This is a genomic window from Nocardia noduli (genome assembly GCF_019038455.1).
Classification (GTDB): Bacteria; Actinomycetota; Actinomycetes; order Mycobacteriales; family Mycobacteriaceae; genus Nocardia; species Nocardia noduli.
In genome coordinates this window covers 52572-72206 of record NZ_JAFMPL010000030.1, presented here as the reverse complement: position 1 = coordinate 72206, position 19635 = coordinate 52572, and the positions used below count along the sequence as shown (strand labels likewise).

The 19635-nt window shown below is 68.0% G+C and carries 20 protein-coding genes; 14 read left to right on the top strand and 6 right to left on the bottom strand.

Translation table 11 applies throughout. The features are described from left to right. Both JZ792_RS18545 and JZ792_RS18540 read right to left on the bottom strand, forming a co-directional pair. The coding region (locus JZ792_RS18545) for a chorismate synthase (protein ID WP_216911726.1) at positions 1–196 on the bottom strand (196 nt) is incomplete at its 3' end. A 135-nt stretch (positions 197–331) separates the two neighbouring features. Beyond that, complete coding sequence (locus JZ792_RS18540) at positions 332–763, bottom strand: prepilin peptidase (RefSeq protein WP_216911725.1); 432 nt, start codon at positions 761–763, stop codon at positions 332–334. Positions 764–988: 225 nt separating this feature from the next. Between JZ792_RS18540 and JZ792_RS18535 the strand changes: the two genes are divergently transcribed. From JZ792_RS18535 to JZ792_RS18515, 5 genes are all read left to right on the top strand, one after another. Continuing rightward, positions 989–2113 carry a M24 family metallopeptidase gene (locus JZ792_RS18535; RefSeq protein ID WP_216911723.1) on the top strand — a complete coding sequence of 375 codons (1125 nt, stop codon included), beginning with the start codon at positions 989–991 and terminating at the stop codon, positions 2111–2113. A 65-nt stretch (positions 2114–2178) separates the two neighbouring features. Beyond that, entirely contained in the window at positions 2179–2742 is a 564-nt protein-coding gene (gene efp / locus JZ792_RS18530) for an elongation factor P (protein ID WP_216911722.1), read from the top strand. Between the two features lie 33 nt (positions 2743–2775). Continuing rightward, positions 2776–3285, top strand: coding sequence for a transcription antitermination factor NusB (gene nusB, locus JZ792_RS18525; RefSeq protein WP_216911720.1), 510 nt, complete (start codon positions 2776–2778; stop codon positions 3283–3285). A 17-nt stretch (positions 3286–3302) separates the two neighbouring features. After that, a complete protein-coding gene (locus JZ792_RS18520; protein ID WP_254189999.1) occupies positions 3303–3548 on the top strand; it encodes a YciI family protein in 246 nt (81 codons plus the stop codon). Between the two features lie 312 nt (positions 3549–3860). Beyond that, positions 3861–4415, top strand: coding sequence for a DUF4334 domain-containing protein (locus JZ792_RS18515; protein ID WP_216911718.1), 555 nt, complete (start codon positions 3861–3863; stop codon positions 4413–4415). Between the two features lie 54 nt (positions 4416–4469). Here JZ792_RS18515 and JZ792_RS18510 read toward each other — a convergent pair whose 3' ends face one another. Together JZ792_RS18510 and JZ792_RS18505 are read right to left on the bottom strand one after the other, a co-directional pair. Continuing rightward, entirely contained in the window at positions 4470–5732 is a 1263-nt protein-coding gene (locus JZ792_RS18510; protein ID WP_216911716.1) for an SLC13 family permease, read from the bottom strand. A gap of 53 nt (positions 5733–5785) precedes the next feature. Then, positions 5786–6760, bottom strand: a complete 975-nt coding sequence (locus JZ792_RS18505; RefSeq protein WP_216911714.1) for a quinone oxidoreductase family protein — start codon at positions 6758–6760, stop codon at positions 5786–5788. A gap of 88 nt (positions 6761–6848) precedes the next feature. Between JZ792_RS18505 and JZ792_RS18500 the strand changes: the two genes are divergently transcribed. Further along, a complete protein-coding gene (locus tag JZ792_RS18500; protein WP_216911712.1) occupies positions 6849–7424 on the top strand; it encodes a TetR/AcrR family transcriptional regulator in 576 nt (191 codons plus the stop codon). Between the two features lie 9 nt (positions 7425–7433). Here the strand turns inward: JZ792_RS18500 and JZ792_RS18495 are convergent, their stop codons facing one another. Then, positions 7434–8147 (bottom strand): HD domain-containing protein, encoded by a 714-nt coding sequence (locus JZ792_RS18495; protein ID WP_216911710.1) that lies wholly within the window; start codon positions 8145–8147, stop codon positions 7434–7436. 144 nt (positions 8148–8291) lie between these two features. Here JZ792_RS18495 and JZ792_RS18490 point away from each other — a divergent pair, with 144 nt between their 5' ends. Next, the gene (locus tag JZ792_RS18490; RefSeq protein ID WP_216911709.1) at positions 8292–9206 is read left to right on the top strand and encodes a hypothetical protein; all 915 of its coding nucleotides are present in this window, start codon (positions 8292–8294) and stop codon (positions 9204–9206) included. Between the two features lie 19 nt (positions 9207–9225). On the opposite strand, the gene JZ792_RS18485 is transcribed toward JZ792_RS18490, so the two are convergent. Further along, positions 9226–9852 carry an alpha-ketoglutarate-dependent dioxygenase AlkB gene (locus tag JZ792_RS18485; protein ID WP_216911708.1) on the bottom strand — a complete coding sequence of 209 codons (627 nt, stop codon included), beginning with the start codon at positions 9850–9852 and terminating at the stop codon, positions 9226–9228. Between the two features lie 428 nt (positions 9853–10280). Here JZ792_RS18485 and pyrR point away from each other — a divergent pair, with 428 nt between their 5' ends. The 7 genes from pyrR to pyrF are packed head-to-tail and all read left to right on the top strand — an operon-like array spanning position 10281 to position 19085. Next, positions 10281–10916: a bifunctional pyr operon transcriptional regulator/uracil phosphoribosyltransferase PyrR gene (gene pyrR, locus JZ792_RS18480; RefSeq protein ID WP_254189998.1), complete on the top strand. Its 636-nt coding sequence runs from the start codon at positions 10281–10283 to the stop codon at positions 10914–10916. Further along, a complete protein-coding gene (locus tag JZ792_RS18475) occupies positions 10913–11872 on the top strand; it encodes an aspartate carbamoyltransferase catalytic subunit (RefSeq protein WP_109526871.1) in 960 nt (319 codons plus the stop codon). The genes pyrR and JZ792_RS18475 overlap by 4 nt, the downstream gene beginning before the upstream one ends. Positions 11873–11921: 49 nt before the next feature. Then, a complete protein-coding gene (locus tag JZ792_RS18470; RefSeq protein WP_216911707.1) occupies positions 11922–13223 on the top strand; it encodes a dihydroorotase in 1302 nt (433 codons plus the stop codon). Next, on the top strand, positions 13223–13720 hold the full coding sequence (locus tag JZ792_RS18465) for a PH-like domain-containing protein (protein WP_109526873.1): 498 nt from the start codon (positions 13223–13225) through the stop codon (positions 13718–13720). Before JZ792_RS18470 ends, JZ792_RS18465 begins: the two co-directional genes overlap by 1 nt. Next, positions 13717–14886, top strand: coding sequence for a glutamine-hydrolyzing carbamoyl-phosphate synthase small subunit (gene carA / locus JZ792_RS18460; protein ID WP_216911706.1), 1170 nt, complete (start codon positions 13717–13719; stop codon positions 14884–14886). Before JZ792_RS18465 ends, carA begins: the two co-directional genes overlap by 4 nt. Beyond that, a complete protein-coding gene (gene carB / locus JZ792_RS18455; RefSeq protein ID WP_216911705.1) occupies positions 14886–18233 on the top strand; it encodes a carbamoyl-phosphate synthase large subunit in 3348 nt (1115 codons plus the stop codon). The genes carA and carB overlap by 1 nt, the downstream gene beginning before the upstream one ends. 27 nt (positions 18234–18260) lie before the next feature. Then, the gene (gene pyrF / locus JZ792_RS18450; protein ID WP_216911704.1) at positions 18261–19085 is read left to right on the top strand and encodes an orotidine-5'-phosphate decarboxylase; all 825 of its coding nucleotides are present in this window, start codon (positions 18261–18263) and stop codon (positions 19083–19085) included. The last annotated feature ends 550 nt before the right edge of the window (positions 19086–19635 follow it).

Here is a 19635-nt window from a genome sequence, read left to right as displayed (position 1 = left end):
CGTGCCGGACACCGCCGACCATGGTGACCTTGTCGGCCTCGAATTTCATCCGGGCGCCACGCCCGTACCCGAGCCGGCGGCGGGCCAGTTGCGCGGAGATATCGTCCGACGTCACCTCGACACCGGCCACCATCCCCTCCAGGATGGTGACGAGGGCGGGACCGTGAGATTCTCCAGCAGTTATCCAGCGCAGCACGCTCTATATCCTTCCATGTCGGACCCCGCGTGGGTGCATCCGGTCTTTCGTGATCGAGGGCACGTCGACGGTGGCGCGCTCTGTTCTTTCATCGTCGTCGCGGGGTGCTCGCGCAACCCCGCGACCCGCCGGATCTCATGGCGCCGTCGCGATCAGCGCGACCAGGGTCGCCAGGCCCATCGACGGTCCGTGCGGCAGGCCGTGATCCACTCGCCGCGCCGCCAGGACGACCACCCCGGCCGCGGCCGTCAGCACGGGCGCGCCGACGGCTGCCCACACCCACGCCTGCGCGCCCCCCAACGCGCTCGCCGCCCCCAGTCCGACCGCGAGTTTGATATCACCGGCCCCCAGCGCGGCGGGCGCGAGGAGATGGATCGCCAGGTACAGCGCGGCGAGTAGCAGCCCGCCGGTGACCGCGACGGTGAATCGTGTTGTGCCCAGGGCGTATCCGAGGATCGCGGCGGCACCGGCGGTGGTCAGCGTATTCGGCAGCCTGCGATGACGCAGATCGAACCAGCCGAGAACCGCGCACCACGCGGTGAGTGTCGCGAGCGCCGTGGGTTTCATGACCATCAGCCTCGTCCGAAACGCGACCGCCGTCCGGCGTGATTCGCGGAATGTGGATGGATTCGCCACATGTGGATATGCGACGTTCCGCTCCAAGGGAATTCGGCTCTCACATGGACGTCGTGCGGAATCCACGTGCCGGGGCGGTAGCGCGGCGACCACGGTTTCGGCAGACGCCCGGACCGTGGGAGGCCGAGCGGGCCCGCGTCGCGGTAGCTTGGACCCATGTCTGCTGATCGCGCCGGCCGTTGGCCCGACTACGCCGCGCGCCGGAGTGCGCTGCGCAGTCTGTTGGTGGAGAACGAGGTCGACGCCCTGCTGGTCACCGATCTGGTGAACATCAGGTACCTGACCGGATTCACCGGATCCAACGCCACGCTGCTCGTGCATTCCTGGGATATGCGCGATGCCGAGGATCGCACCGTCATCGGCACCGACGGTCGATATCACAGCCAGATCGCCGAACAGGTGCCCGATCTGCGCGCCGAGATCGCGCGCGCCACCGCGCGCCGGATCGTCGCGCTGGCGGGGGAGTGGCAAATGGGTCGGATCGGCTACGAGAGCCACGTCGTCACCGTCGACGAGCATCGAGGTTTCGTCGAACAGGGCACCGGGCTGGAATTCGTCGCGGCTCCCGGTCTGGTCGAACAGTTGCGCACGGTCAAGGACGACTACGAGGTCGAGCAGTTGCGCGCGGCCTGCGCGGCCGGTGACGCGGGTCTGGCGACGCTGCTCGAACGCGGCGGTCTGCGGCCGGGCCGCACCGAGCGGCAGGTGGCGCGCGACCTCGAATGGGCGATGTTCGAACACGGCGCCGAGGCGATCTCCTTCGAGACCATCGTGGCCGCCGGCGTCAATTCCGCCGTTCCGCACCACCGGCCCACCGACGCGGTGCTCGCGTCGGGCGATTTCGTGAAACTCGATTTCGGCGCCGTGATCGGCGGCTACCACTCCGATATGACTCGCACCCTGGTACTCGGCGAGGCGTCGGACTGGCAGCGCGAGATCTACGCCCTGGTCGAGGAGTCGCAGCGGGCCGGGCGCAAGGCGCTGCACCCCGGTGTGAAGGCCGCCGACGTCGACGCCGCGGCCCGCGCGGTGATCGAAGCCGCGGGTCACGGGGCGCTGTTCGTGCACGGTCTCGGGCACGGCGTCGGATTGCGGATCCACGAAGCGCCGGGAATCGCGAAAACCGGAACCGCTACACTTCTGTCTGGCGTGGCGGTGACCGTCGAACCTGGTGTGTACTTTCCCGGCCGCGGCGGGGTCCGGATCGAGGACACGCTCGTGGTGCGCGAAGGGGGCCCGGAGTTGCTCACCCACACCAGCAAAGACCTGACCGTCGTCTGACGACGGTCGCGCGAGACAACAGTGTTTACGACAACGAAGTTTACGAACTAGGAGATCCGAGGACAGTGGCGGACACCAGCGACTTCAAGAACGGCCTAGTGCTGAAAATCGATGGTCATCTTCAGCAGATCACCGAGTTCCAGCACGTCAAGCCGGGTAAAGGGCCCGCCTTCGTGCGGACCAAGCTGAAGAACGTCGTGTCCGGCAAGGTCGTCGACAAGACCTTCAACGCGGGTGTCAAGGTGGAGACGGCCACCGTCGACCGCCGCGATATGACCTACCTGTACCACGATGGCACCGACTACATCTTCATGGACGGCGAGACCTTCGACCAGCTGTCGATCGCCGAGGCCACCATCGGCGCGGGCGCCCGCTTCCTGCTGGAGAACATGGCGGTCCAGGTCGCCGTGCACGAGGGCGCGCCGCTGTTCGTGGAACTCCCGGTCTCCATCGAGCTCATCGTGCAGCACACCGATATCGGCTTGCAGGGCGACCGCTCCACCGGCGGCACCAAGCCCGCGACCCTGGAGACCGGCGCCGAGGTGCAGGTCCCGCTGTTCATCAACACCGGTGACAAGCTGCGCATCGATTCGCGCGACGGCAGCTACCTCGGCCGGGTCAATGCCTGATCGCCGGTTCGGCGCGCGGGGATAATGGTGACTGTGGCGGAACAGCCGGTAGACAAGAAGTCCAACTTCAAGAAGCTCGGCGCCCGGCATAAGGCCAGGCGTCGAGCGGTGGACCTGCTCTTCGAGGCAGAGGCCAGGGATGTCGACGTGGCCGACCTGCTCTCCGAGCGGGTCGACCTGGCGACGCACGACCAGTCGGTCGCGCCCGTGCACGCCTACACCCACACCCTGGTCGAGGGCGTCGCCGACGATCTGGATCGGGTGGACGGCACCATCGAGTCCTACCTACAGGACTGGGCGCTGTCGCGGCTGCCCGCCGTCGATCGCGCGATCCTGCGTATCGCGGTGTGGGAGTTGTTCCACGCCAACGATGTTCCGCCGGTGGTCGCGGTGGACGAGGCGGTGGAACTGGCCAAGGAGCTGTCCACCGACGACTCGCCGTCCTTCGTCAACGGTGTGCTCGGCCAGGTCGTGCTGGTCGCTCCCCAGGTGCGCGCGGCCGCCGCCGCGACGCGGGCGCCGCGGCCCGGCACCGACGCATGACCAGAAAATACCTGGTCATGGCAATGCGGACGCCGAATTTCGACGCCGCGACGATCGAACCCCACCGACGATTCCTCGACGCGTTGCTCGAGCGCGGTCAGTTGCAGGAGAGCGGTAAGTTCACCGACGGCAGCGGCGGCGCGTACGTGATCCTGGCCGAGAGCCTCGATGCCGCGCGCGAGATCGCCTTCACCGATCCGGTGCACACGAGCGGTTCCTCGGAACTGACCGTCTACGAATGGGAGATCGCCGTTTCGGCGTGAGTTCCCGCACCCCCCGAAACAGCGACAGCCGCACCTCCGATGAGGTTGCGGCTGTTGCTGTTTCCGGGTGCCCGAGGCTCCCGCCGGTGGGTGTACGGGACCCGGCGGGAGCCGACCGGGACCATCGGTGTGATGTTCCCGGAGCGGGCGTGCGCCCGAACCGCGAGCACGGATTCGATTTTCGTTCCTCGAGCGCACTCGAGGTCAAGCGGTGTGGCGCAGCACACGGCGGCCGCCCCGACCTGGTGGCACACCGGCAGTGAGAGATAGCTACAGTTGTTCTCGCAATAGTGCTGGGTGAGGAGAGCTGGGATGACATCGAATACTGTCCGGTCGGCGACCGAGGAACTGGCGCGGTTGCAGGCCGACGGGTGCACGCCCGAGCAGGCATGGGCGCTGTTCGATCGGCTGCCGGTGGCGGCGGTCGACGAGATCGTGACCGGGCGCTGGCAGGGGTCGGAGATCCAGACAGGCCACCCCTTCGACGGCGTACTCGGCGCGTCCGGCTGGTACGGCAAACAGTTCGACGACCCGAACTCCGTCCACCCGCTGCTGTTTTCCGACACCGACGGCAAGATCTTCGCGGTCGATCCGCGCCGGGTGCCGCTCTCGCTCACCGGAAAAGTACCGCTTCCCGGCGTACGCGCCATCCGGAAATCGTTGCGTTACACCGGAATAGCCCTGCGGACCCAGCGCTACACGGCCCGCCTGCGCGCCGTCGAATACCGCGGCGTCCTCAGCGCGGCGATGGTCTACGACCACCTGCCCATCATCGACCACTTCCGCCGGGTCGACGCCGACACCCTGTTCGGCGTGATGGATATGCGCGGCATGACCGAACCGTACTTCTTCGTCCTGCGTCGCTGACCCGTTCGGGCGACAGCGCCGTGCGGTTCTCGATCGGCGACGACTGTGCCGAGATCATCCGAGGGCCAGCAGCGCGGCGACGGCGCTCGTCGTCGCGAGAGTCGCCAGGATCGCTCCGGTGACGACGAAGCGCGTCATCGGGACGCGGACACCGTGGGTCCGGCAGAATTCCAGGCAGAGCAGGGTGGCCAGCGATGCCCAGGGCGTGATGATCGGACCGACATTCGTGCCGATCAACAGGGCCAACAGCTGATCGCGGTTCTCGACCGGCACCACCGCCTCACCAGCCGTGTAGGCGGGCAGGTTGTTGGCGATATTGGACAGTGCGGCGCCCGCTCCTGCCGCGCGATACGCGCCTTCCGCACCGGTATCGGAGCCGATGAGCATGTGCATCAGATCCGACAGTCCGTACCGGCTCAGCGTCGGCACGACGAGGAAAAGGCCGACGACGAAGACCAGCAATTGCCATGGGATCAGCGACCATCTCAGCGCGCGGCGATCGAAGATCGCGAAGGCGCCGACGGCGATCACCGCGGCGAGGGTGGCCGCGATCTCGATGTGGTCTCCGAATAGCGGGATGGACACGATGAACAGCACGCACGCCAGCGCGGTGGTGTACATCAGCGCGCGTTGTCCGGAATTCTCGGGGCGTACCGGTTCGGGGGGTAGGTACCGGTCGGCGTCGCGGCGGCCGCGTCGCCAGTAGAAGATCCAGAGGCAGAGCATGGTCACCGCCGTCGACACCAGTTGCGGCCCCCACATGGTCGCCGCGAATTCGGTGGCGTCGAGCGCGACGCGGTCGGCGGCAAGCAGATTCGTGAGATTGGAGACCGGCAGCAGCAGACTGGCGGTATTCGCCAGCCACAGCGTCGTCATCGCCAACGGCAGCGGTGCGATACGTGCGGGCGCCGCGAGCGCCAGCACGACGGGGGTGATCAGCACGGCGGTGGTGTCGAGGTTGAGCAGGGTGGTCGTCGCAGAGGCGAACAGCACGCACAGCCCGAACAGCGCGGGATAGTTGCCGCGCCCGAGGATCGCGAGCCGGTGCGCGATCACATCGAATACCCGGGCCTGCCTGGTCAGTTCGGCCAGCACGATGACGCTGCCGAGGAACAGCAGCAGTGGCCCGATGCGTCGCATATTGTCGGCTGCTTGCTCGCGCGGTAGTAGCCCGGTGGCGACACACAACAGCCCGATCAGCAACAGTCCGACCCGCACCCGGTCCAGCACGCTGAATCTCGCCCGTCGTGACGGCTGCTCAGACGTCGACGGGTTCGACGACGGGTTCGCAGCGGCGGAGCCGACCGGTTCGGGCACAACTGCATGATCGCAATCCGGCTGTCCGCCGGGTGGTGCGGGGCGGTCGGCGCTCAGCTGGTTGCGGGTCGCAGCACGATCTTGCCGAGCGGGGCCCGGTCTTCGACCAGTCGGTGCGCTTCGTCGGCGCGCTCGAGCGGCAATACGGCTTCGACGAGGGGATCCAGGTCCCCGTTCGCCGCGAGTTCCAGCGCTCGTGCGCGATTGGCGTCGACGACAGCCAGCCATTGCGGGCCGGCGCATCCGACGAAGGTCAGTCCGCGGGCGATCAGGTCGGCGGCCGTGATTCGGGCCGGTGCGCCGGAGAGGAATCCGTAGCCGAGCATTCGTCCGGACAACGGGGTGAGGACGTCGAGCAGCGCCGTGGCGGTGGTGCCGCCGATGGAGTCGAAGACGACATCGATCGTCGTGTCGCCGAGGTGGTCGCGCAGCCGCGCGGTCCAGTCCGGGTCGCGGTGATCGAAGACCTCCGCCGCGCCGACGGCCCGTGCTCGTTCGGCCTTGGCCGGTCCGCCCGCGGTGGCGAGCACTCGAATTCCGCGGCGGGCGGCCAGTTCGGTCAGCGCCGCACCGACGCCGGTCGCGGCCGCCTGGACCAGAACCGTCTCGGTGCCGGTGCACGCGGCCGCGTCGAGCAGGGTCAGCGCCACCGAGCCGCTCATCAGCACCACGACGGCCTGAGCCGCCGAGAGGTTCTCGGGTATGGGCGTCGCGGAAACCGCAGGCGCGCAGACATATTCGGCGTAGGAGCCGAAACCGGCGGTGGCGACGGCGACGCGCTGACCGACCAGGGCGGCGTCGACCTCTGGCCCGATTTCGGTGACGATTCCCGCAGCCTGGAATCCGAAGATCAGCGGCGGCTCGGCGGCAAGTGGGAATGCCCCCGAACGCAGCGCGATCTCGGGGTAGAGCACCGGAATCGCCTCCGTCCTGATCGTCAGTTCACCCGCGCCGGGACGCGGTGTCGGCATCTCGCGCGGCACCAGTACCTCGGGGCCGCCCGTACGTGTCATTACGATTGCTCGCATCGAGAACTCCATAAGTTGACTGTTGGTCCAGATTGAAACCGAACGATATGGACCGTCGGTCAACTTGTCAATGCGGGAAGTGGGTGAGATGGCCGTGGATCGTCCGAGAGAACGCGCCGACGCCGCACGAAATCGGCGCGCGATACTCGACGCGACCAGGGCTTTGCTGGCCGAGCACGGGGGCGAGGCGATCACCATGGATCGGGTGGCCGCCGCCGCCGGGGTCGGGAAGGGGACCATCTTCCATCGGTTCGGCAGCAGGGCGGGTCTGCTGCACGAGCTCGTCGCCGAACCCGCGTTCGCGCTGATGAACGCGGTGAAGGACGGTCCGCCGCCGCTGGGCCCCGGGGCCGCCGCCGGGGATCGATTGCTCGCCTATTTCGGCGCGATGACCGAACTCGTCGTCGACAATCTCGAACTCATGGTCGCCTACCGGTCGGAACCGCCCCATCCGCAGAGCGAGGAGTTCCACGCGTTCTGGGCAGCGCACATCACCGCGCTGCTGCGTGAGGCCAGGCCGGATATCGACGCCGAGGTCGTCGGCGCGCTACTGCTCGCCCCGCTCGGCGGAGAACTGGCCGCACGCATGGTGCGCGCGGGCGAGGCGGACCGGCTGCGCGCGGGTGTCCTGGCGCTGGTCGAGGCGGTACTGCGACAGCCGTGAGGCCGGGGTTCAGTCGCTGTCGAGGATCGCCTCGAAGCGTTCGTCCGCGCGATCCAACTGGTCGAGGATGAGCTGTTTGACGTGATCGGCCAGCGGTGTGTCCGGCCGGTTGACCAGTTCACGGTAGATATCGGGCAGCGGTTGGTACTTGGTGGCCAGCCGTTCCATCGCCGGACCGGTCGCGTAGAGAATTCCGACGCCGTTATCGGTGAAATCGGAGAATTTCACGATCCGCGCCCACGGTGCTCGATCGAGTTCGGCCGCGATATGTTCGCGATATTGTTCGTGCTTGTCCCGATCCGGGTCCGGGGTCGGATTCGTCACGGCCGCGACGATATCGGCGACACGTGTTCCGAAACGTTCGGCGAGCACCGCCAGCGCGGCGGACTTCGGTTCGCCCGGTTGTTCGCCCGCCAATTCCCGCGGGTGGTCCTCGACCGAATCGTGCAGCAGGCCCGCCACGACCAGATCGGTGTCGCGGACCTCGTAGTGGCTGATGATCCGAATCGCCACCCGCAGTAGATGACTCAGATACGGCTCGCGGCCGTAGCGATCGTCGCGATGCAGGTCGGCGGCCAGTTCCAGGGCGTCGACGACCCGATCGGCGTCCGGAAGTTCCGCGATTTCGAGTAGAAGTCGTTCCCGCAGCCCCGCTTCGCCGTAGACCTCGCTGATCGTATGCAGCGGCATCACGGCCAAGACCCCCGCCCCTGGATTGCTCATAAGGCCAATCTATCCGGGTACACGCCCGCGCGCTGTGCGGCGGGACACCCCGGCCACCGCCGGTCGTCGACGGAAAATGCGTTGCCGAACCGAGTTCATCCGTGGTGTCCTGTCTTTCACAGCGAGCCGAAACGGAGGATTATCGTGGCCGCGCAACAGGAACGGCCGCGTCACGGTTCGGCCGATAACGACATACTGAAATTGCACCGTCGCACGATGGTGCTCGACGGCCGTGTGTTCACGGTTCTCACACTGCGTCCCGGTGACGATTTCCGCTTCGCCACCAATCGCTACCACGACACCTGGCACGTGCTGTCGGACTGGCGCGGCGCGCGGGTGTCCGCGCGGTTGCTGTGGGGTCTGTCCTATCAGCGTCGGCCCGGCACCCTGGTCGTGATCGATCCGGCGCATCTGGATCCGAACCCGTTCGACGCGGCACCGTCCGATCCGATCGTTCTCGTGCCGTCCGATCTCACCGTGTTCACCGCGGCCTCCGCAGCCGCGTTGCGCGCCCGGTTGCCCTTGCGCGACCGCTCGCAGGGCACGGTTCGCTGGCAGACCTTCGGGCTGAAACCCGCGCTCGCTCGGCGGCGAGAGCGGGATTCGCCCGAATCCGGCACTACCGCATCGCATTACGTGGCGAAACCGGTCGGCTGGACCCGGATCGACCGGGTCGGCGGCACTCTCGCGATCTACGGCGGGTCGGAACAGTTGCGGGAGTGGGCGATCAACCTCGAGCGGCTCGGCGAATACGCCCGCGACGGTATGGACTACCTGTACCTGGACTACCCGGAAGTCGACGGGGAGGTCCAGATCTTCCGGCAGTATCGCAGGAAGGTGAGTATCGCCCGTCAGGCGCGGGCGGAGATCACCGTGCGGTTGCGGGAGGCGGGCACGGGCGCCGACACGGCGGTGCGTCACGGTCGGCGCCGGCGCACCCGCGACGGTGGCGGCGGGCCCGTTATCGCGCCCGCCGACCTCGACCACGCGATCCACGCCCACGCGGTCACTGTTCGCCGCCGTCGAAGTCCGACCCCGGCCCGCACAGCGGACGACTGATTCCGAGGTGCGCCCGAGGTCAGCGCACGCCACGCGGACGGAACTGGATGCTGATCCGGGGGCCGGTCGGTCTGCGTGATTTCGGGACCGCGTGTTCCCAGGCCCGCTGACACGATCCGCCCATCACCAGCAGATCTCCGTGGCCCACGTGGTACCGGATGCTCGCGCCGCCCCCGCGCGGACGCAACAGCAGTGCCCGCGCGGCGCCCACCGACAGGATCGCGACCATGGTGTCGTCGGTCGCGCCCCGGCCGACGGTGTCGCCGTGCCAGGCCACGCTGTCGTGTCCGTCGCGGTAGTAGCACAGGCCGGACGTGCGGAACGGTTCGCCGAGTTCGTCGCGGTAGTGCGCGCTCAACGCCGTGCGCGCCCGGTCCAACGCCGGATCGGGGAGCGGGTCGCTCTCGTCGTAGAAGCGCGTCAATCGCGGCACATCCACGACCCGGTCGTACATCGGCCTGCGCTCCGACTGCCACGGCACCCCGGCCGCGAGCCGTTCGAACAGTTCATCCGCCCCGGTCATCCAACCCGGCAGCACATCGACCCACGCGCCCGCACCGAGCGTCGTCCGCCGAATTCCCGCCAGCGAACCGATCTCGATCTCACCGAATCCGTCGAGCAGTGAACCCTGTAGTGGCGTCGACATGGCGTCGAATGTACGCCCGATCGAACGTATGTGCTAGAGAAATTCGGACCTGGCGCCCCAGCGCGAGCGTTACGCCGAACTCGGGCGGTTGGTGGGAGCGACGGCTTCCGCCGATCGGCGTGGGCTCGGATCGGAAGGCGAACGATGGCTGGCCGAACACGGCTGGCGCACGCGCTTTCATCCCTGGGACGATCTCGTCGAGTCGTTCGGCAGACCGGAAATGGCAGGCGGGTCGGGGGCCGGTCTCGTGCGGGCGGTACGCCTGCCGTAGTGCTCGGGGGCGACCGCGTGGCAGAGCTCACAGGCCGCGCGTGGCCGGGCTCACAGGGGGATACCGCTGGTAGGAGGGCGCTGTTCGGCGCTGTTAGGCTGCTAGCCGTAAGACATCCTTTAACGGACCGTCCGGTGAGGCGGGGAAGGAGGTCGGCATGGCTGTGCCCGGAGATCGGGTCGCCAAGTCCGGCGGTGCCGAGGTATCGCAGCGGCACGCACCCGAGTGGGTGGAGGCGGGGCGCGAGCTGTTGTCGGCATCCGATGTGAGCCGGACCATCGCGCGGATCGCGCACCAGATCATCGAGAAGACCGCGCTCGACTCGGGGGAGACCGGCGCCGCGCGCGTGGTGCTGATCGGCATTCCGACCCGAGGCACCACCCTGGCCGCGCGGCTGACCGAGAAGATCGAGGAATTCTCCGGGGTCAGACCCGCGCTGGGATCACTCGACATCACCCTCTACCGCGACGACCTGCGCAGCCGTCCGCACCGTCCGCTGGAACGCACCTCCGTTCCCGACGGCGGTATCGAGGACGCGCTCGTCGTCCTGGTCGACGACGTGCTCTTCTCCGGCCGCACCGTGCGCTCCGCGCTGGACGGACTCCGGGATCTCGGTAGGCCCCGCGCGGTCCAACTCGCGGTGCTGATCGACCGGGGACATCGCGAACTTCCGATCCGCGCCGATTTCGTCGGGAAGAACGTGCCGACCTCGCGGTCGGAGGACATCGCGGTACTGCTCACCGAACACGACGGCCGCGACGGCGTCTACCTGCGCCAGGAGGAGGCACAGTGAGGCATCTGCTGACCGTCGCCGATCTGGATCGCGACGCCGCCACCGAAATGCTGGACGAGGCGGAACGATTCGAGCAGGCGCTGCTCGGCCGCGAAGTGCACAAACTTCCGACACTGCGCGGACGTACCGTGATGACGGTCTTCTACGAGAACTCGACCCGCACCCGCGTCTCCTTCGAGGTCGCGGGCAAGTGGATGAGCGCCGACGTCATCAATGTCAGCGCGAGCAGTTCGTCGGTGTCCAAGGGTGAATCGCTGCGCGACACCGCGCTGACCCTGCACGCCGCGGGCGCCGACGCGCTCATCGTCCGGCATCCCGCCTCCGGCGCCGCGCATCAGATCGCGCGCTGGATGGACAGTTGGGCGGCGGCCGGGCGCGGAACCTCTCCCGCCGTCATCAACGCCGGTGACGGCACGCACGAACATCCGACCCAGGCACTGCTCGACGCGCTCACCCTGCGTCAGCGCCTCGGCGATATCGAGGGCAAACGGGTCGTCATCGTCGGCGACATCCTGCACAGCCGGGTCGCGCGCTCGAATGTCTTCCTGCTCGCCACCCTCGGCGCGGAGGTGGTGCTCGTCGCGCCGCGCACGCTGCTCCCGGTCGGTGTCGAGGCATGGCCCGCGCGGATCTCGCACGCGCTCGACGCCGAATTGGCGGGCGCCGACGCGGTGCTCATGCTCCGGGTGCAGGCCGAGCGGATGAACGGCGGTTTCTTCCCGTCGGCGCGCGAGTACGCGGTGACCTACGGACTGTCCGAGCGCAGGCTCGGACTGCTCGACGAGCACGCGGTCGTGCTGCACCCCGGCCCGATGTTGCGCGGTATGGAAATCGCGTCGGCCGTGGCGGATTCGCCGAAGGCCGCGATCCTGCAACAGGTGACCAACGGCGTGCACATGCGGATGGCGGTGCTGTTCCGGCTGCTGGTCGGCACCCAGGAGGCGGTCGCGGTATGAGCGCGGAGATTTGCCTCGGCCACGAGATCCGGGCGAAAGGCGGCGCGGTATGAGCGAACTGTTGATCAAGGCCGCACGGCCCTACGGCGAGGGCGAACCGGTCGACGTGCTGGTGCGCGACGGCGTCATCGTCGAGATCGCGGCGCGGATCGCCGCGAGCGAGGCCGCCGAGATCATCGACGCGGCGGGGCAGATCCTGCTGCCCGGTTTCGTCGACCTGCACACCCACCTGCGCGAACCCGGTCGCGAGGACACCGAGACCATCGAATCCGGTTCCGCCGCAGCCGCTCTCGGCGGATACACCGCGGTGTTCGCGATGGCCAACACCAATCCGGTCGCGGATTCGGTGGTCGTCACCGATCACGTGTGGCGGCGCGGCAGGGAAGTCGGCCTGGTCGACGTCTATCCGGTGGGCGCGGTCACCGTCGGTCTCGCCGGTAAGCAACTCGCGGAAATGGGCACCATGGCCGCCGGAGTCGGCGCGGTGCGCATGTTCTCCGACGACGGCCACTGCGTCTACGACCCGCTGATCATGCGCCGCGCGCTGGAATACGCGAACTCCCTCGGCGTACTGATCGCCCAACACGCGGAGGAGCCGCGGCTGACCGAAGGCGCGGTGGCGCACGAGGGTCCGACCGCGGCCCGCCTCGGCCTGGCCGGATGGCCGCGCGCCGCCGAGGAATCCATCGTCGCCCGTGACGCGCTGCTCGCCCGTGACGCCGGAGCCCGCGTTCACATCTGCCACGCGTCCACCGCCGGAACCGTCGAACTGATCAAATGGGCCAAGGCCCAAGGGATTTCGATCACCGCCGAGGTCACCCCGCACCACCTGCTGCTCGACGACTCGCGCCTGGAGACCTACGACGCGGTCAACAAGGTGAACCCGCCGCTGCGCGAAGCCTCCGATGCCGCCGCCCTGCGGCAGGCGCTGGCCGACGGGGTGCTCGACTGTGTCGCGACCGATCACGCCCCGCACGCCGAGCAGGACAAATGCTGCGAGTTCGCGGCCGCGCGTCCCGGCATGCTCGGTTTGGAGACGGCGCTGTCGATCATCGTGTCGACCATGGTCGAACCGGGTCTGCTCGACTGGCGCGGTGTGGCCAGGGTGATGAGCGAGCGGCCCGCGGCCATCGTCGGACTCGACGAACACGGCAGGCCGATCGACGTGGGCGAACCCGCCAACCTCACACTGGTCGATCCCGAGGCGAGTTGGACGGTGCGCGCCACCGAACTCGCCAGCATCTCGAACAACACGCCGTTCGAGGATATGACGTTCCCCGCCAAGGTCACCACGACATTGCTGCGGGGCCGGATAACCGCCCGCGAGGGCAAAGCGGTGGGAGCTCCGTAATGGAAAGAACACTGTGGGTGATCGGGACGCTGGCGTTCTTCGTCATCGGCGTCTCGCTGATGTACCGAGGGTGGCAGCGCCGCGCCGCGAGTCAGGCCGAACGGATCGGCGAACTGCCGACCGTGCCCGCCGAACTCGGGGCGCAGGTATTGGAGCCGACGACCGGTCTCTACCTGGGCAGCACCATCGCGCCCAGCTGGCAGGACCGGATAGCGGTGGGTGACCTGGGATTCCGCGCGACGGCGGAACTCACCAGGTTCGAACGAGGAATCCTGCTGCAACGCGACGGGGCGGCGGTGATCTGGATTCCCGAGGAGTCCATCACCGCCGTGCGGACCGAACGCGGGCACGCGGGCAAAGTGATGACGCAAGATGGTGTGCTGGTAATTCGCTGGAAGCTGCCGACCGGAACCGAGATAGATACCGGTTTCCGAGGTGACGACAAGACGGTGTACCCGGCGTGGGCCAGGACGATGACGGGAGATGAGCAAGGATGAGTGCGGTATCGGGTAACGATTCGTCGGGGGGCGGTGGCCGGGTGACCGGCGGGCACGACGAAGCCGCTCTCGTGCTCGAGGACGGCCGGGTGTTCCGCGGCACCGCCTACGGCGCGGTGGGCGAGACCCTCGGCGAGGCGGTGTTCTGCACGGCGATGACCGGGTATCAGGAAACCCTGACCGACCCGAGTTACCACCGTCAGATCGTCGTGGCCGCCGCCCCGCAGATCGGCAACACCGGCTGGAACGACGAGGACGACGAATCCGGCAAGATCTGGGTCGCCGGTTACGTGGTCCGCGATCCGGCCCGCCGCGCCTCCAACTGGCGCGCGACCGGAACCCTGCCCGAGGCGCTCCAGCGTCAGGACGTGGTCGGCATCGCGGGTGTCGACACCCGCGCCCTCGTGCGGCATCTGCGCACCCGAGGTTCGATGAAGGCGGGCATCTTCTCCGGCGCGGCCCTCGCCGGCGCCGACGAACTGCTGGCCAGGGTCAACGGCCAGCAGTCGATGCTCGGCGCCGATCTCGCCCGCGAGGTGAGCACGGATTCGGTCTATACCATCGAGCCCGCGGGCGATCACCGCTTCACCGTCGTCGCGGTCGATCTCGGCATCAAGACCAACACCCCGCGCATGTTCGCCGAACGCGGGATGCGCGTGCACGTGGTGCCGTCGACGACCTCGATCGAGCAGATACTCGAACTGAATCCGAACGGCGTCTTCCTGTCCAACGGTCCGGGCGACCCGGCCACCCAGGACGGCGCGGTCGCGCTGACCCGCGGCGTGCTGGAGAAGGGGGTGCCGCTGTTCGGCATCTGCTTCGGCAATCAGATCCTGGGGCGCGCGCTCGGGCGCAGCACGTACAAGATGAAATTCGGCCACCGCGGCATCAACATCCCGGTGGTCGAGCACGAGACCGGACGCATCTCGATCACCGCGCAGAACCACGGCTTCGCGCTGGAAGGTGAACAGGGCGAACGTTTCGACACCCCGTTCGGCAAGGCCGAGGTCAGCCACATCTGCGCCAACGACGGCACCGTCGAGGGTGTGCGACTGGTGGACGGTCGCGCGTTCTCCGTGCAGTACCACCCGGAGGCCGCCGCCGGACCCCACGACGCCGCCTATCTCTTCGACCGTTTCGCCGGTCTCATGGAAGGAGCCTCCTGATGCCTCGCCGCGAGGATCTCGAGCACATCCTGGTCATCGGCTCCGGCCCCATCGTCATCGGCCAGGCGTGCGAATTCGACTATTCCGGCACCCAGGCGTGCCGGGTGCTGCGGTCCGAGGGACTGCGGGTGTCTCTGGTGAACTCGAACCCGGCGACCATCATGACCGACCCGGAATTCGCGGACGCCACCTACGTGGAGCCGATCACCCCCGAATTCGTCGAGAAGGTCATCGCCAAGGAACGCCCCGACGCGATCCTGGCCACCCTCGGCGGGCAGACCGCGCTCAACACCGCGGTCGCGCTGCACGAGAACGGGGTGTTGCAGAAGTACAACGTGGAGCTGATCGGCGCGGATTTCGAGGCCATCCAGCGCGGTGAGGACCGGCAGAAGTTCAAGGACATCGTCGCCAAGGTCGGCGGCGAGAGCGCGCGTTCGCGCGTCTGCTTCACCATGGACGAGGTCCGCGAGACCGTGGCCGAACTGGGCTTCCCCGTGGTGGTCCGGCCGTCGTTCACGATGGGCGGGCTCGGCTCGGGCATGGCCTACAACGACCGGGACCTCGACCGCATCGCAGGCGGCGGCCTCGCCGCCTCGCCCACCGCGAACGTCCTCATCGAGGAATCCATCCTCGGTTGGAAGGAATTCGAACTCGAGTTGATGCGGGACAGCCGCGACAATGTCGTGATCGTCTGCTCGATCGAGAACGTGGACCCGATGGGCGTGCACACCGGTGACTCGGTCACCGTCGCGCCCGCGATGACGCTCACCGACCGCGAATACCAGAAGATGCGTGACCTGGGCATCGCGATCCTGCGCGAGGTCGGCGTCGACACCGGCGGCTGCAATATCCAGTTCGCCGTCGATCCGGCCGACGGTCGACTGATCGTCATCGAGATGAATCCGCGCGTGTCGCGGTCCTCGGCGCTGGCCTCCAAGGCGACGGGTTTCCCGATCGCCAAGATCGCCGCCAAACTGGCTATCGGCTACACGCTCGACGAGATCGTCAACGACATCACCGGGGAAACCCCGGCCTGTTTCGAACCGACGCTGGACTACGTCGTGGTCAAGGCGCCGCGGTTCGCGTTCGAGAAATTCCCCGGCGCCGACCCGACACTGACGACCACCATGAAATCGGTCGGCGAGGCGATGTCGATCGGCCGCAATTTCTCCGAGGCGCTCGGCAAGGTGCTGCGTTCGCTCGAGACCAAGGCGACCGGGTTCTGGACCCAGGACGACGGGCAGTGGGCTCCGGTCGACAACAATGTCCAGGCCGCCGTCGAGGCGATCCTCGAGGATCTGCGCACGCCGACCGAAGGACGCATCTACCAGGTAGAGCGGGCGTTGCGCCTCGGCGCGAGCATCGAGGTGGTCGCCCAGGCGTCCGGTATCGACCCCTGGTTCGTCGCCGAGGTCGCCGGACTGGTCGAGCTGCGCGGTGAGATCCTCGACGCACCGGTACTGGACGAACCGCTGCTGCGTCGCGCCAAGCATTACGGACTGTCGGACCGTCAGCTCGCCGCGCTGCGCCCCGAACTGGCCGGCGAGACCGGCGTGCGCGTGCTGCGCCATCGGCTCGGCATCCGGCCGGTCTTCAAGACCGTCGACACCTGCGCCGCCGAATTCGAGGCCAAGACCCCGTACCACTACTCGGCCTACGAACTCGATCCCGCCGCCGAATCCGAGGTCGCGCCGCAGCGGGAGCGCGACAAGGTGATCATTCTCGGCTCGGGACCGAACCGCATCGGCCAGGGCATCGAATTCGACTACTCGTGTGTGCACGCGGCGCAGACGCTGTCGGCCGCCGGCTACGAGACGGTCATGGTCAACTGCAATCCCGAGACCGTCTCCACCGACTACGACACCGCCGATCGCCTCTACTTCGAACCGCTGACCTTCGAGGACGTGCTCGAGGTCTTCCACGCCGAATCCGAATCCGGCACCGTCGCGGGCGTCATCGTGCAGCTGGGCGGTCAGACCCCGCTCGGCCTCGCGCAGCGGCTGACCGACGCGGGCGTTCCCGTCGTCGGCACCAGCGCCGCCGCCATCGACCTGGCCGAGGATCGCGGAGAATTCGGTGAGGTGCTGGTCGCCGCCGGACTGCCCGCGCCCAAGTACGGCACCGCGACCACCGTCGCGCAGGCCAAGAAGATCGCGGCGAGCATCGGCTACCCGGTGCTGGTGCGGCCGTCCTATGTGCTCGGCGGGCGCGGCATGGAGATCGTCTACGACGAGAATTCGCTCGAGGGCTATATCTCCCGCGCGACCGAACTCACCCCCGATCGCCCGGTGCTGGTCGACCGGTTCCTCGAAGACGCCATCGAGATCGACGTCGACGCCCTGTGCGACGGCGAGGAGGTCTACCTCGGCGGAGTCATGGAACATATCGAGGAGGCCGGTATCCACTCCGGCGACTCCGCCTGCGCCCTGCCCCCGATCACGTTGGGGCGCAGCGATATCGAGGCGGTGCGCCGGTCCACGGTGGCGCTGGCCAAGGGGATCGGCGTCAAGGGCCTGCTGAACGTGCAGTACGCGCTCAAGGACGACGTGCTCTACGTGCTCGAGGCCAACCCGCGTGCCAGCCGCACCGTCCCGTTCGTCTCCAAGGCCACGGCGGTGCCGCTGGCCAAGGCGGCGGCCCGGATCACCATGGGCGCGACCATCGCCGAACTGCGCAAGGAAGGCATGCTGCCCGGCGAGGGCGACGGCGGCCACGTTCCGCTGGACGCACCGGTCGCGGTCAAGGAAGCGGTGCTGCCGTTCCATCGCTTCCGCCGCGCCGACGGCAGCGGGGTCGATTCGCTGCTCTCCCCGGAGATGAAATCCACCGGCGAGGTCATGGGCATCGACGCCGATTTCGGTACCGCCTTCGCCAAGAGCCAGGCCGCGGCCTACGGCTCGCTGCCCACCGAGGGCACCGTATTCGTCTCGATCGCCAACCGTGACAAACGGGCCATGGTCTTCCCGGTGAAACGCCTGCACGACCTCGGGTTCCGCATCCTCGCCACCGAGGGCACCGCGGAGATGCTGCGCCGCAACGGCATTCCGTGCGAGCAGGTCCGCAAGCATTCCGAACCGGATACCGCCGCCGACGCCGGGGATCGGCTGCCCAGCATCGTCGACCAGATCCGCGACGGTGAGATCGACATGGTGTTCAACACCCCGTACGGCAATTCGGGGCCGCGCGTCGACGGTTACGAGATCCGCACGGCCGCCGTCGGCGTCGACATCCCCTGCATCACCACGGTGCAGGGCGCCGCCGCGGCCGTGCAGGGCATCGAGGCGAGTATCAACGGCGGTATCGGGGTGCGCTCCCTACAGGAGCTGCATTCGGTGCTGCGTGGCTGATTCCGACCCTATGAAGGAGGCGGTTCGATGAAGACGTTCGGTGACCGATTACTGCGCGCCACGGCGCATTTCGGCCCGGTCTGTGTCGGCATCGATCCGCATCCCCAGCTGCTGGAGGCCTGGGGCCTGACCGACGACGCCGACGGCGTGGAGAAATTCGCGGAGATCTGCGTCGAGGCCTTCGACGGCACCGTCGCGCTGGTCAAGCCGCAGGTCGCCTTCTTCGAGCCCTACGGTTCCGGCGGTATCGCGGTGCTGGAGCGGACGATCGAGGTGCTGCGCGCCTCGGGCACGCTGGTGCTCGCCGACGCCAAACGCGGCGATATCGGCTCGACCATGGACGCCTACGCCAGGGCCTGGCTCGGTGACGGATCCCTCGGCGCCGACGCGGTGACGGTGTCGCCCTATCTCGGATTCGGATCGCTCTCGCCCGCGCTCACGCTGGCCGAGGCCAACAACCGTGGGGTGTTCGTGCTGGCCGCGACCTCCAATCCGGAGGGCGGTCAGGTGCAGCGGGTGGTCGCGGCGGACGGGCGGACCATCGCCCAGTCCATCGTCGACGAGGCGACGCTGTGCAATGCCGGTGCGGAATTCGGGTCGGTGGGCGTCGTCGTCGGTGCGACGTTGACCGAGGCTCCCGATGTGTCGGCCCTCAACGGCCCGATCCTGATGCCCGGTGTCGGTGCGCAGGGCGGCGGCCCCGACAGCGTGCGCGCGCTGGTGCCCGAGGCGATGCTGCGTTCGGTGCTGCCCGCGGTCTCGCGCGAGGTCCTGCGCGAGGGCCCGTCGGTATCGGCACTGCGTGCCAGGTTGAACGCGATTCAGGACGAGTTCGCGTTCCTGCGTTCCTGAGCTCCCCACTGCCACGTCGCGGCCCTCTGGCGGGCAGCCAGGTGGCACTCCGGGCCGGTTGGGCGCGCTCGCGGACCACGTGTGGTCGGCGGTGCCCGCCCGTCGGGCTCGGTGGACGCCTCGACGCATCGAATACGTGGATGCAAGGCCCCGGATTCCTCGGAATCCGGGGCCTTCGTCGTCTCGGATCCGGCTCCCGGAGAGTGATCCAGGACACGTATGGGGACATGTGTTCGATCCGACACGCGGGAAGTTGCGCCGACACGCCGACAATTTCCAGAAAGTTCCTGGTCGGGCGGGTGTGTGGTTGCTGGGGGTCCGCGCAGCGCTACCGCTATCGCTCCGCTATCCCTCATATTTCCGGTATATCCCCAGGTCGCGGGGTGTTTCATGGGAATGGCGGTACGATCACGGCAGCGAGCGAGGCATTGTGCGGATTCGACCGCTCGCGCCGAGGTGACAGTCGGAATCATGCGCTGACCTGGGGGGCGGGTTCGCAATTGCAGGACGTCGTGGGTACGGTCGCTGAGACTGTCGGGTTACCGGCAGG

What these genes read in the sequence shown, in the direction of transcription:
- JZ792_RS18470 (WP_216911707.1), top strand. Translation starts at nt 11,922, where the DNA reads ATGAGCGAACTGTTGATCAAGGCCGCACGGCCCTACGGCGAGGGCGAA.
- pyrR (WP_254189998.1), top strand. Translation starts at nt 10,281, where the DNA reads ATGGCTGTGCCCGGAGATCGGGTCGCCAAGTCCGGCGGTGCCGAGGTA.
- JZ792_RS18485 (WP_216911708.1), bottom strand. Translation starts at nt 9,852, where the DNA reads ATGTCGACGCCACTACAGGGTTCACTGCTCGACGGATTCGGTGAGATC.
- JZ792_RS18520 (WP_254189999.1), top strand. Translation starts at nt 3,303, where the DNA reads ATGGCAATGCGGACGCCGAATTTCGACGCCGCGACGATCGAACCCCAC.
- JZ792_RS18535 (WP_216911723.1), top strand. Translation starts at nt 989, where the DNA reads ATGTCTGCTGATCGCGCCGGCCGTTGGCCCGACTACGCCGCGCGCCGG.
- carA (WP_216911706.1), top strand. Translation starts at nt 13,717, where the DNA reads ATGAGTGCGGTATCGGGTAACGATTCGTCGGGGGGCGGTGGCCGGGTG.
- JZ792_RS18515 (WP_216911718.1), top strand. Translation starts at nt 3,861, where the DNA reads ATGACATCGAATACTGTCCGGTCGGCGACCGAGGAACTGGCGCGGTTG.
- pyrF (WP_216911704.1), top strand. Translation starts at nt 18,261, where the DNA reads ATGAAGACGTTCGGTGACCGATTACTGCGCGCCACGGCGCATTTCGGC.
- JZ792_RS18465 (WP_109526873.1), top strand. Translation starts at nt 13,223, where the DNA reads ATGGAAAGAACACTGTGGGTGATCGGGACGCTGGCGTTCTTCGTCATC.
- JZ792_RS18540 (WP_216911725.1), bottom strand. Translation starts at nt 763, where the DNA reads ATGAAACCCACGGCGCTCGCGACACTCACCGCGTGGTGCGCGGTTCTC.
- JZ792_RS18505 (WP_216911714.1), bottom strand. Translation starts at nt 6,760, where the DNA reads ATGCGAGCAATCGTAATGACACGTACGGGCGGCCCCGAGGTACTGGTG.
- JZ792_RS18495 (WP_216911710.1), bottom strand. Translation starts at nt 8,147, where the DNA reads ATGAGCAATCCAGGGGCGGGGGTCTTGGCCGTGATGCCGCTGCATACG.
- carB (WP_216911705.1), top strand. Translation starts at nt 14,886, where the DNA reads ATGCCTCGCCGCGAGGATCTCGAGCACATCCTGGTCATCGGCTCCGGC.
- JZ792_RS18500 (WP_216911712.1), top strand. Translation starts at nt 6,849, where the DNA reads ATGGCCGTGGATCGTCCGAGAGAACGCGCCGACGCCGCACGAAATCGG.